This is a genomic window from Streptomyces diacarni (assembly GCF_003323715.1).
Taxonomy (GTDB): domain Bacteria; phylum Actinomycetota; class Actinomycetes; order Streptomycetales; family Streptomycetaceae; genus Streptomyces; species Streptomyces diacarni.
In genome coordinates, this window is record NZ_QOIN01000073.1 from 59510 (window position 1) to 70810 (window position 11301).

An 11301-nucleotide genomic window follows, 5' to 3' on the forward strand; every position below is an offset into this window, starting at 1 on the left:
CCCCACGAGCCGGGGCTCTACCGGAGGGGGCCCTGCCAGAACGGTCCGGGGCCCTTGAGGCTGCGGACCATCGGGTACGTCTCCATGCCGCTCACCCCGGGCAGCTGGGAGAGCGGTCCTGTCAGGTAGGCGTACAGGGCCGCCGAGTTCTTGCACACGACCGTCAGGAACAGGTTGGCCGCGCCCGTGGTGGCGCACGCGAACGCCACCTGCGGGTGCGCGGCCACCGCCTGCCCGACGGCGTGCAGCCGGGCAGGCGGTACGGAAAGCCAGATGGTGGCCCGCAGCCCCTGGTCGAACAGGTAGGGGCCGTAGTCGAGGTCGAAGTAGAGCGCCCCGCTCGCCCGCAGCTCCGTCATGCGGCGCCGCACGGTGGACGGCGACCAACCCGTCGCGGCGGCGAGCTCCGGCACGGGCGCGCGGCCGTCGCGCGCGAGGCAGGCGAGGAGCTTGTGGTCGCCGGCGGTCAGCCTGACGGGCTCGTCGGGCAGCCGGGCCGGGGGCGGGGAGAGCGCTGCCACCTGCGCGGACGAGAGCGTCCCCGACTTGAGGATCAGCCCCTCCGCGCCACCGAAATACTGGTGCAGCTTGCAGTAGGCGCTGACCCCCAGCACGCGCGGCGTGCGCGGCAGCTCACGCAGCAGCAGCGCCTCGCCGCCCTCCCGCGCCCAGTCGCCGCTGGAGCGCGCGACCGCGCTGACCTCCGTGCCGCCCGCCATCAGCCCCACCCACGAGGTGTCCGTCCGGCGCGCGAGCGCCTCCGCGAGCGGCACGGCCGCATCAGGCGTGGTCGAGACCCGCACCAGCCAGACGGTCTCCCCCAGCGCCGCGGGTTCCGTCAGGCCCAGGACGCGCATGGCGCGCCCGCCGCGCAGTTTCGCCCAGCGGCGGGCGATCGTCTGGTCCGAGACGCCCAGGACCTCGGCGATCCGGGAGAACGCCACCCGCCCGTCGAGCTGGAGGGCGTGTCCGAGCTGCCGGTCGAGATCGTCCAGCGGCGGAGGCATGCGGAGGGCAGCGGTGTGGGTTTGCACCACAAAGACGGTAGTCGATGTCGGAATCCACCGTCCGGCGCCCACTGGTTCGGCCTGGCAGCCGATTTCTCCGAGCCTGGCGGCATGAGGAAAAGAACCGGAAGCGGCCCGGGCTGGTGGCCGCTCGTCGCCCTGTCACTGGGCGCCTTCATGCTGCTGATCGACGTGACGATCGTGAACACGGCGCTGCCGAGCATGGCGACCGCACTGGACGCCTCGTTCACCTCCCTGCAGTGGGTGGTGGACGTCTACGCGGTCGCGCTGGCCGCGCTGCTGCTGGCCGCCGGCTCGCTGGCCGACCTGCACGGAAAGCGGCGGGTCTTCTCCGCAGGCCTGGTGATCTTCGCGCTCGCCTCGCTGGCCTGCGGACTCGCCCCCGACGTCGGCTGGCTGATCGCGGCGCGCGCCGTGCAGGGTGTCGGTGCGGCAGCGATCTTCGCGGCGAACGCACCGTTGATCACCGCCACGTACCACGGGCGGGCACGGGGCGTCGCGTTCGGTGTGTGGGGCGCGGTCAACGGCGCCGCCGCCGGGTGCGGATTCGCGCTCGGCGGTGTGCTGACCGAGTACGTCGACTGGCGCGCGATCTTCTTCGTCAACGTACCGCTGACGGCGCTGGCCCTGTGGATCACCTACCGCACGGTGCCCGCTTCCCGCCCCCCGCGGGGCGCGGGGGCGCGCGTGGACTGGGCGGGTGCCGCGCTGTTCACCCTGGGTGTGGGCGCGCTGACGTACGGGCTGGTGCGGGGCGGCGACGCGGGCTGGGGCGACCGGCTGACGGTGGCGTCGCTGGTCGTCGCCGGGCTCGCCGCCGTGGGGTTCGCGCTGGTGGAGCGCGCCCTGGGCGGTGCGAGGGTGCGCCGGGACCGGGCCGCGGCGCCACTGCTGGACCTGTCACTGCTGCGGAACAGGGCGTTCACCGTGCTGATGGGGGCGGCGCTGCTTACCCAGGCCGCCGCTTTCGCACACTTCGTCTACAGCGCGCTGTGGGCCCAGTCGGTGCTGGGCATGAGCCCGCTGAGCGCGGGCCTCGCCCTGCTGCCGATGTCGGTGGTCTCCTTCCTCGTCGCCGCCCTGTTCGGTGGGCGGCTGCAACGGATGCGTCCCCAGTACCCGCTGGGCGTCGGCGTGCTCGTGATCGGCGTCGGCGTGCTCGCACAGACGCTGGTGGCGCCCGGCTCGTCCTGGACGGCGCTGCTGCCCGGATGCCTGCTCATCGGGGTCGGTGTGGGTCTCGCGCTCACCGTGCTGATCGCCGCCGCGCTCGGTGCCGTACCGCCCGAGCGAGCGGGGCTGGCGAGCGGCGCCGTGAACACCTTCCGGCAGTTGGGCTACGCGCTGGGGGTCGCCGTGCTCGGCACCCTGTTCGCCACCCGGATACGCGAGGTGCTGACCGGTTTGGGGGTGCCGCGTGCGGCCGCGGAGGCCGCGGGGAGTGGCCGTGCCCGCGAGGCGGGGGTGCCGATGGGGCTCGTCAGGGAGGCGTTCGCCGCCGGGCTCGACCGCGTCTTCGTGGTGTCCGGCGTCGCGGCACTCGCCGCGGGGGCCGCGGTGCTGCTCTTCGTCCGGGGGCGCGCGACGACGGCGCACGCGCCGGAGCGGGTTCCGGGGCCGGAGTCGGCCCCGGGTCCTGCGGGAGGTTCGGGGACGGCTCCCGAGCGCGCACGGGAGGAGGCTCATTCGCCGACGCCGTAGCCCCCGGCTGGGCCGTCTTCCGCGGGGGCGTCGCCGTCTTCCGTCGGGGTGGCGTGGTTGCTGTCCACGGGGGCGGTTTCGGCGGCGTACAGCCGTGTCACCTCTTGGGCCCGGCGGGCCAGTTCCGCGCGGGCCTCGGGTGGGTCGAGGACCTCCAGCCAGGGGCCGAACTGGAGGAGTTGGGTGACGGCGGCCAAGACGGGAAAGGCGAGACGGACGGTCACCCACGCGTCGTCCCCCTCGGCGTCGGGGTCCGCGGCGTCGGGGTCCGCGGCGTCGGGGTCCGCGGCGTCGGGGTCCGCGGGCGCCCGGGGCGGTTCCGGGACGGCGACCAGCACCGGGCCGACGATGCGGGCGAACATGTCGAAGCGGTCTCTGTGCACCAGGGCCGTCACCCGCACCGGCATGGGCCGCTCCTCCACGCGGCGGCGCAGCGGCTGCCAGACGTCGGCGAGTTCGACACCGGGCCTGCGCCGCACCGGCTCCCGGAGCACCTTCGCGGAGGCCATCCGGTCCACCCGGAAGAGCGCGGGGGAGCGCCGCCGGTCCGCGACCAGGTACCAGACGCCGGCCTTGCTGACGAGGCCGTAGGGATCGACGGTGTAGGTGCGCAGCTCCCGCTCGCCTCCGTGCCGGTAGCGGATGCGCAGCCTGCGGTCGGTGAAGACGGCGTCGTGCAGCGCGTCGAGTTCGATGTCCGCGCGGGGCCCGCTCCGCCACCGGTCGGGATCCACCAGGATGCGGCGGCTGGTCAGTTCGGCCACCGGACGGTGCGGTGCCGGCAGCGCGGCCATCACTTTGCGGAGCGCGGAGACCAGCGCGTTGTCGAGTCCGAGGGCCGCGTGCGCGTCCTGCGCGGCGAGCACGAACAGGGCGCGGGCCTCGTCACCGGTCAGACCGGTGACGTCTGTGCGGTACCCCGGCAGTAGCCGGATGCCGCCGTGCCGCCCCCGTTCGGCGTACACCGGCACTCCGGCGGCCGACAGCGCCTCCACGTCGCGGTAGATGGTGCGCGAAGAGACCTCCAACTCCGCTGCCAGCCGGTCGGCCGGCACGCGGCCACGTGTCTGGAGGAGCAGCAGAACGGACAGCAGACGATCGGATTTCACGCCCCCACAGTGCCGCAGAAAATGTTGACGGTCGATGGCAGGTTTTGACGGCAGACTCCTTCCCGGCCCCGCGCCCCGGAACGTCGCACACCGGCTGCGTCCCTGTTCCCGCGTGGCCGCCTTCCGATCCGACCGAGGAGCACATTTCCGTGAACAGCACCCCGCAGATCCCCGACCCCCGCCCCGTGTACGCCGCAGCCGCCGAGCAGCTGTTCCAGCTGATCTCGACCATCAAGCCCGGCCAGTTGGACCACCCCACCCCCTGCCACGAGTACGACGTGCGCGCACTGCTGGGACACGTCGTCTCCGGTGCGCGGCGGATCGCCACCGTTCCGGAGGGCGGCGACGGCGTCGGAAAAGACGTCCCCGAGTGGATCGACGAGGTGCCCGCCGAACGCTGGGCGGAGCTCTACGACGAGGGCCGCGCCCGGATGAACGCCGCCTGGTCGGATGACGCCGTCATGGACGCCGTCGTGACCGTCCCCTGGGGCAGCATGCCGGGCCGCATCGCGATGGCCGGCTCGGTGATGGAGACCGTCACGCACACCTGGGACCTGGCCCGCGCACTCGGCCGGGACGACACGCTGGAAGAGGGACCGGCCCACTTCGCCCTGGCGGCCGCTCAGCGGGCGCTGCCGGCCGAGGGCCGCGAGGGAGCCCCGTTCGGCGAGGCGCGACAGGTGCCCGAGGACGCCAACGTGTACGTACGCCTCGCGGCATGGCTGGGCCGCGACCCGGAGTGGAAGACGGCACCCGGCCGGCACTGACCCCCGGCTGCCAGGACGGCGGAGCGGACGCAGAGGGCGAGGAAAAGATGGTGCTCAGCGGATTGGCCGCACTGCGCAAGGCGGTGCACGGGAGCGTGTTCGTACGACAGGAGGCGGGCTACGACCTGGAGCGCACGGGTTTCCAGCGAGGGGACCGGCACGCCCCTGACGTGATCGTGGCGGCGCACTCGGCGGACGACGTACGAGAGGCCGTCGCCTTCGCCCGGCGCAACGGTCTTCCGGTGGCCGCACAGGCCACCGGGCACGGGCTGGGCGAGGCCGCGCGCGGCGGCGTCCTGGTGAGCACGCGCCACCTCCGCTCCATCCGGGTCGACCCCGCAGCCCGCACGGCCTGGGTGGAGGCGGGCGTGCGGGCGGGTGACCTGGTCGCGGAGGCGGCACGGTACGGACTCGCGCCGGTCAACGGTTCGGCGCCGGGCGTCGGCGTGGTCGCGTACACCCTGGGCGGCGGCGTGGGGCTGCTCGGCCGCAGGTTCGGATACGCGGCGGACTCCGTGCGGCGCGTCGACCTCGTCACCGGTGACGAGGGAACACCACTGCGGCAGGTGAGTGCGGACAGCGAGCCGGAACTGTTCCGTGGGCTGCGCGGCGGCGGGGGAGGCTTCGGCGTCGTCACCGGCATGGAGATCGAGCTGGTTGCGGTGCAGCGGATCTTCGGTGGGCGCCTGGTCTTCGACGGCGGCGAGGTCGCCGAGGACGTGCTGCGCAGCTGGCAGAAGTGGACCACGTCGGTACCCGACGAGCTGACCTCCGCCGTCACATTGCTGCCCGCGCCCGACCTCCCCGCTGTCCCCGCACCGCTGCGCGGCCGCTACCTCGCCCAGGTGCACGTCGCGTTCACCGGCACCCGCCAGGAAGGCGAACGCCTGATCGCACCCCTGCGGGCGATCGGCTCCCTGCTGGCGGACGAGGTGCGGGAGATGCCGTACACGGAGTGCGCCTCCGTCTTCAGCGAACCGGACACCCCGCACGGCTACCGCAGCGCCAACCTCATGCTGGGCCCCGACGGCCTCGACGACGAGGCGCGGCACTCGGTGCTGGCCGCCTCAGGACCCGAGGCGGAGACCATGTGCGTGCTGAGCATGCGTCACCTCGGCGGCGCCCTGTCCCGGCCACCCGCCGTGCCCGATGCCGTTCCGCACCGCGACGCCGGCTACCTGCTGTACGTGCTCTCCCCTGTGGCCATCCCCGACATCCGCGAAGAGAGCAGGGGAGCCGATCCCGACGCCGTACGGGCACTGCACGAGCGTGTCCTGGCCCCAGCCGCCGACGCGGCCCTCGGCCGCAACGCCAACTTCCTCTACGGGCCGCAGAGCCGCGATGTCGCCCGGTCGGTGTACGCGGGTGAGACGCCGGCCTTCCTGGAGCGGCTGGCGCGGCGGTACGACCCCGAGGGGATGTTCCGGTTCCACCTGTGGAGGGCCGGCCGGGAGGCGTGAGACCGGGACACGTGAGAGAGGCTCCGGCCCGGGAGGGAATTCGAGCGAAAATCCTCCCATCGCGTAACCGTACGAAAGACGCCTCGTTGCACAGGATGCGCGGAGGCGACTGGAGCAGTAGGCGACGAGAGTGCGTGAAGTGGTGGTGGCCGGTTGAGGCGCAGCCCGCAGGGGCCCCTTGCCGGTAGTGCGGTACGTGGGAAGACATGAGCTGATCTCCGCTCCTGGTTCCTGGATACGGACACCTGCCGACCCCCAGGCGATCGGGGTCTTCCGGACATGTCCGCAACCAAGACCCGAGGGGGTCATCCATGTACTCCGATTCCGTCCTCCTGGAGTCGCCCAGCGCGCGCTCCGGGCTCGCACACAAGGTCGAAGTCCTCGACAAAGTGAAGGCCCTGGCGTTTTCCACAGGCAGTGCACAGGCCACCACCCGGGATGTGGCCAACTACTTCGAAGTGCCTCCGAAAACTGTGGAAAAACTCGCCGAGCGGCACCGCGAAGAGCTCACACACAACGGGATGACCGTGCTGCGGGGCTCTGACCTGGAAGAATTTGTGACCGACAAGTTGTCGGTCACAAAATTCGAAGGGCCGAGTTATCCACAGCGCGTGCGGAGCCTGACCGTTTTCGACCGCCGTGCCGTCCTCAACGTGGCGATGCTGCTGCGGGACAGCGTCATCGCGCAGCGGGTCCGCACCTACCTTCTCAACGCCGAGGAGAGTGCCCCTACCCACACCGTCCATCCGGGCGTCGAAGCCGTGCAGCGGGCGACGGAAGAGCTGCGTCAGACGGTCCGCACGCTGGCGGCCGGGTACGGCTCGCTCGACCGCAGGGTCACCCGCCTGGAGACCTCAGGGGCCGAGCTGGGTGCCGTCCTGCAGGAGCTGGGCCCGGTGATCGGACGGATGTCCGCGCGGGTCGACCGGGTGGACCACCGGCTGGCGGAGACCGACCGGCGCACCGAGCGCACCGAGCAGGTGGTGTGCGCGATGAGTCAGCGCCTCGCCGACATGGGCGAGGAGATGCGCGAGATGCGCCAGGACCTGCGCTCGGTGATGCGGGCCGTCGACGCGAGGCCCGTACCGCCACAGCTGCTGCTGCCCCGGCAGACCTCGCCCCGTCCGCGCGACGAGAAGTGACCGGCACGACAGGCACGGCAGCCTGACGGGCACAGCAGCGTGACACGCAGGGCGCGCCCCCGGCCCGCGGCCCGCGACCTCCGGGGGCGCCGTCCCGTTGACACAACGCCCCTCGGACAGACGGCGCCACCGGCCCGCCACACCCGAACCCGTATCCCCCTATCGCCGTATTCCCTCAAACCCGTACCGCTCAAGCCTGTCCCGCTCAAGGAGCCCCCCCATGCGCACACGGAAACGCCGGACGGCTGGAGCCGCTGCCGCCGCCCTGGCGGCGACGACCCTGATGTGTGCTCCGGCCTCGGGAGCGACGCCCGGACACCCGGCGGAGGCGTTCGGGACCCCGCCCCCGCCGGCCCGCGGCGGGGCGCTCACCGCCGTCGCGAAGGTGTCCGCCGACCGTCTCGCGCTGGCGGACCTGGTGGCCGCGGCGAAGTACGGCACGGGCGAGCCGATCAGCGATCCGGCGCGCGAGCGGGTGGTACTCGACGACGTGGCCGAGCGATCCGCGGCTCGCGGGGTGGACCGGCGCCTGGCCACGGCCGTCTTCCGCGATCAGATCGAGGCGAGCAAGGATGTCCAGCGGGGACTGTTCGCCCGGTGGGACCGGTATCCGTCCGCGCGCCCGACACGGCTGCCGGACCTGGCCGGGGAGGTGCGTCCGCGGCTCGACCGGATCACCGTCCGGCTGCTGGACGGGCTCGCCGCCGCCGAGCGGCCGCGGGGCGAGCCCGCGTGTACGCCGCGGCTCAGGGCCGACGCGGTCCGCGAGGCGGGGGAGCGCCGTTTCGACGCGCTGCACGCACAGGCTCTGCTCAGAGCGCTGCCCTCTGTCTGCGGGGCGTGAGAGGAGTCTCCTCGCCCAGGTGTTCGGGACCGTACGAGCCAGTTGTAGGATGACTGGGCAACCGGGCGAATCGCGCGAGGCTCTCGCGGAAGTCCGGTTGCCCGGACATCGGGATCGCGGAACCGACAGGAGTCAGGACATGGCGTTGCGTGCCGCCGGACGGCAGTCGCTCGTCGACACGGTCGTCGGTGAGCTGCGGGCGCAGCTCACCGCGGGTGAGTGGGCGGTGGGTGAGCGCATCCCGACGGAACACGCGCTGGCCGAGCAGCTCCAGGTCGGCCGCAACACCGTGCGGGAGGCCGTGCGCGTCCTGGTGCACTCCGGGATGCTGCGCTCGCGGCAGGGCGAGGGCACGTTCGTCGTGGCCACGGCCGATCCGGGCGAGATCGTCCGGGGGGTGCAGCGCGCCGACGTACGCGACGTGCTGGAGCTGCGCATCGCGCTGGAGGCCGAGGGCGCCCGGCTGGCGGCCCTGCGGCACCAGCCCTCCGATCTGGAGCGGATGCGGGCCGCGCTGGCCGCGCAGGCGGCGTTCCGTGACAGCCGGGGGCAGCCGGCGGACGGCCAGTACGAGCTGTACGCGGAGCACGACATCGAGTTCCACGTCGCCGTCGTCGACGCGGCGCACAACGCCGCGCTGAGCGCGACGTACGCCTGGTTCAGCAGCTCGGTGCGGGACGCGCTGGTCGCCTCGCTGCACGACCGGCACATGCCCCGCATCCACGAGACCGATCACCACGACCTCGTGGACGCCATCGCGACCGGCGACCCCGAGGTCGCGGAGCGGGCCGCGAGGGAGCTGCTCGCCAAACCCAAGCAGGCCGTCGACACGCTCCTCGGCGCGGAGAGCGTGTCCGCTCCGGAGCGCGCGTCCGCTTCGGGGCGCGCGTCCGCTTCGGAGCGCGTGTCCGCTTCGGAGCGCGCGTCCGCTCCGGAGTGAGTGTCCGCTCCCCCTCGGCGTGAGGGCACGCCTGGCGGCGTCCCCCCGCGCGCCACCGTTCGTCAGAAAGGCACCACCGCATGTCCCCGTCCCCCAGGGAAGGACTCACACCGCCCGCGGAAGGGCTCACCACCGAGGAGCTCCTTTCGGCCGAACTGATCGACGCGGAGGAGGACCTGGCGCCGGCGCCACCGGTGGCGGCGGCCCGCAGGCGGCTGCGTGCGCATCCGCTGCTGCTGTTCGTCGGTATCGTCCTGGCGTCGCTCAACATGCGCGCCGCGCTCGCGGGGGTCTCTCCCGTGCTGAGCGAGATCAGCGACGACTTCCACATGACCTCGACGGTCAGCAGCCTGGTCACCACCATTCCGCTGATCTTCATGGGCGTGGTCTCGCCGCTGGCGCCGAAGCTGGCGCGGCGCTGGGGCACGGAGACGGTGCTCCTCGGTGCGCTCGTGCTGCTCGCGGGCGGCATAGTGCTGCGGATCGCGCCCGCGGCGGTCACTCTGTTCGGCGGGTGCGCGGTGGTCGGTTCGGGGATCGCGCTGCTGAACGTGCTGATGCCGGGTCTGATCAAGAGGGACTTCCCGGAGAAGGCCGCCGGCATGACGGCTCTGTACTCGACGGCGATGATCCTGGGCGCGACCGTCTCGGCCGCCGCCGCCGTTCCGCTGGAGCACGCGCTGGGCGGCTGGCGCGGTTCGCTGGTCTCCTGGGCGCTGCTCGCGGCGATCGCGGCGTGCGCGTGGCTGCCGCAGGCCGTCCTCGCGCGGCGCGGTACCCACCACGGGGAGGCCGCGGCCGTGCCGGCGCAGTCGTCGGGTTCCGCGGGGCCGGACGCGGACGGACAGCAGGACGGTCCGAAGCTGACCCGCTCGCCGCTGGCCTGGCAGATCACCCTGTTCATGGGTTCCCAGTCGCTGATCGCCTACGTGACGATCGCCTGGCTGCCGACGATCTTCACCGACCACGGTATGAGCAAGGCGAGCGCAGGGCTGGTTTTCGCATTCAGCACGCTGGTGCAGATGGGCGGCTCTTTCGTGGTGCCGACGCTGGCGGGGCGGATGCGTCGGCAGCGTCTGCTGTGCGCCGTGGTGGCGCTGTTCATGGCCATGGGCATCGCCGGTCTGCTGGTCGCTCCGGTGGGCGGCGCCTGGGTGTGGGCGACGCTGCTGGGCCTCGGCCAGGGCGGCGCGCTCGGTATCGCCCTGACGCTGATGGTGCTGCGCTCCGGCGACGCGCACACGGCCGCACGGCTGTCGGGCATGGCGCAGACGTGGGGCTATCTGCTGGCCGCCGCGGGCCCGCTCGTGCTCGGCGCCGTGCACCAGGTGACGGGCGGTTGGACGATTCCGATCGTGCTGCTGCTGTGCGTCTGCGGGGCGCTCGTGCTGCTCGGTCTGGGCGCGGGCCGCGACCGCAGGATCGGTACCTCGGCGGGCTGAACGAACGGCCTGGCAGGAGAGCAGGCGGGTGGGAGCGGAAATCACGCTCCCACCCGCCTTTTTCACCGTCCTGGAACGCCGGATGCTCCCCTTCGGACATGTACTGCCCCGGCTGCTCCCTCGCTCACTCCTCCCCCGCCAGCGTCAGGGTGCGCAGCTTCTGTCCGGCGAAGAGGGTGCCGCCCACGGTGACCACGACGAGGAGCACCACCGCCGTCGGCAGTCCGACGGCGGAGCTGATGTCGGCTCCGCTGCCCGCGACCTTCTCGGCCAGCGCCAGCGCCCACTGCTGCACGCTGAGGGTCTTGGCGCCTCCCACGAGGGAGCCGATGAGCGCCTCCCAGATGAGCGCGTAGGCCAGTCCGATCACAACGGCGTGCCTGCTGACCGTTCCCAGCAGCAGGAACAGCGCGCTGTAGGCGATCGAGGCGACCACGGCGGCGAGCGCGTAGGCGACGGCGATCTGCTGGCTGTTGCCGTTGAGGACGAACCCCGCGACCAGCACGGGGACGGCGGAGAACACCGCGGTCACGCCGGAGGCGACGAGGAACTTGGTGAGGATGACGGAGGGGCGCGGTACCGGCTTGGACAGCAGGTAGACGACCGAACCGTCGTCGATCTCGGGGCCGATGGCGCCGGTTCCGGCGATCACGCCGACCAGTGGCACCAGGGTGGCGAGGGCGAAGCCGCCCAGCAGTTGGCTGGCGACCGCGTCGTCCGCGCCGTTCATGGCGCGTACGGCGGCGGACACGACGAGCAGCAGGGCCGGCAGTACGCACAGGATGAGGGCGCGGCGGCGGCCCAGGAGCGCGCGGTAGGTGAGCCGCGCGACCGTCGGGTTGTACATCAGGTCAGCTCCTTTCCGCCG

At 72.7% G+C, this 11301-nt stretch carries 10 protein-coding genes; 7 read left to right on the top strand and 3 right to left on the bottom strand.

Annotated features, from left to right (window positions below):
- Window positions 1-17 precede the first annotated feature (17 nt).
- Window positions 18-1007 (bottom strand): Lrp/AsnC family transcriptional regulator, encoded by a 990-nt coding sequence (locus DTL70_RS32690; protein WP_114025641.1) that lies wholly within the window; start codon window positions 1005-1007, stop codon window positions 18-20.
- 111 nt (window positions 1008-1118) lie between these two features.
- Here DTL70_RS32690 and DTL70_RS32695 point away from each other — a divergent pair, with 111 nt between their 5' ends.
- Window positions 1119-2729, top strand: a complete 1611-nt coding sequence (locus DTL70_RS32695; RefSeq protein ID WP_114025642.1) for an MFS transporter — start codon at window positions 1119-1121, stop codon at window positions 2727-2729.
- Here the strand turns inward: DTL70_RS32695 and DTL70_RS32700 are convergent.
- The gene (locus DTL70_RS32700; RefSeq protein ID WP_114025643.1) at window positions 2711-3838 is read right to left on the bottom strand and encodes a helix-turn-helix transcriptional regulator; all 1128 of its coding nucleotides are present in this window, start codon (window positions 3836-3838) and stop codon (window positions 2711-2713) included. The genes DTL70_RS32695 and DTL70_RS32700 overlap by 19 nt on opposite strands.
- Window positions 3839-3987: 149 nt before the next feature.
- Between DTL70_RS32700 and DTL70_RS32705 the strand changes: the two genes are divergently transcribed.
- The 6 genes from DTL70_RS32705 to DTL70_RS32730 all read left to right on the top strand — a co-directional run bounded on the left by DTL70_RS32705 (window position 3988) and on the right by DTL70_RS32730 (window position 10433).
- Complete coding sequence (locus tag DTL70_RS32705) at window positions 3988-4605, top strand: TIGR03086 family metal-binding protein (RefSeq protein WP_114025644.1); 618 nt, start codon at window positions 3988-3990, stop codon at window positions 4603-4605.
- Window positions 4557-6065, top strand: coding sequence for an FAD-binding oxidoreductase (locus tag DTL70_RS32710; protein ID WP_245980304.1), 1509 nt, complete (start codon window positions 4557-4559; stop codon window positions 6063-6065). The genes DTL70_RS32705 and DTL70_RS32710 overlap by 49 nt, the downstream gene beginning before the upstream one ends.
- Window positions 6066-6376: 311 nt before the next feature.
- Window positions 6377-7207, top strand: coding sequence for a hypothetical protein (locus DTL70_RS32715; RefSeq protein ID WP_114025645.1), 831 nt, complete (start codon window positions 6377-6379; stop codon window positions 7205-7207).
- Between the two features lie 220 nt (window positions 7208-7427).
- Window positions 7428-8051: a chorismate mutase gene (locus tag DTL70_RS32720; protein ID WP_114025646.1), complete on the top strand. Its 624-nt coding sequence runs from the start codon at window positions 7428-7430 to the stop codon at window positions 8049-8051.
- A 139-nt stretch (window positions 8052-8190) separates the two neighbouring features.
- On the top strand, window positions 8191-8991 hold the full coding sequence (locus DTL70_RS32725) for a FadR/GntR family transcriptional regulator (protein WP_114025647.1): 801 nt from the start codon (window positions 8191-8193) through the stop codon (window positions 8989-8991).
- 80 nt (window positions 8992-9071) lie between these two features.
- On the top strand, window positions 9072-10433 hold the full coding sequence (locus tag DTL70_RS32730; RefSeq protein WP_245980306.1) for a CynX/NimT family MFS transporter: 1362 nt from the start codon (window positions 9072-9074) through the stop codon (window positions 10431-10433).
- A 124-nt stretch (window positions 10434-10557) separates the two neighbouring features.
- Here DTL70_RS32730 and DTL70_RS32735 read toward each other — a convergent pair whose 3' ends face one another.
- Entirely contained in the window at window positions 10558-11280 is a 723-nt protein-coding gene (locus tag DTL70_RS32735) for an ABC transporter permease (protein WP_114025648.1), read from the bottom strand.
- Between the last annotated feature and the right edge of the window lie 21 nt (window positions 11281-11301).

Coding starts and splice junctions, on each gene's coding strand:
- DTL70_RS32690 (WP_114025641.1), bottom strand. CDS start 1,007: ATGCCTCCGCCGCTGGACGATCTCGACCGGCAGCTCGGACACGCCCTC.
- DTL70_RS32695 (WP_114025642.1), top strand. CDS start 1,119: ATGAGGAAAAGAACCGGAAGCGGCCCGGGCTGGTGGCCGCTCGTCGCC.
- DTL70_RS32710 (WP_245980304.1), top strand. CDS start 4,557: ATGGCTGGGCCGCGACCCGGAGTGGAAGACGGCACCCGGCCGGCACTG.
- DTL70_RS32715 (WP_114025645.1), top strand. CDS start 6,377: ATGTACTCCGATTCCGTCCTCCTGGAGTCGCCCAGCGCGCGCTCCGGG.
- DTL70_RS32720 (WP_114025646.1), top strand. CDS start 7,428: ATGCGCACACGGAAACGCCGGACGGCTGGAGCCGCTGCCGCCGCCCTG.
- DTL70_RS32725 (WP_114025647.1), top strand. CDS start 8,191: ATGGCGTTGCGTGCCGCCGGACGGCAGTCGCTCGTCGACACGGTCGTC.
- DTL70_RS32730 (WP_245980306.1), top strand. CDS start 9,072: ATGTCCCCGTCCCCCAGGGAAGGACTCACACCGCCCGCGGAAGGGCTC.
- DTL70_RS32735 (WP_114025648.1), bottom strand. CDS start 11,280: ATGTACAACCCGACGGTCGCGCGGCTCACCTACCGCGCGCTCCTGGGC.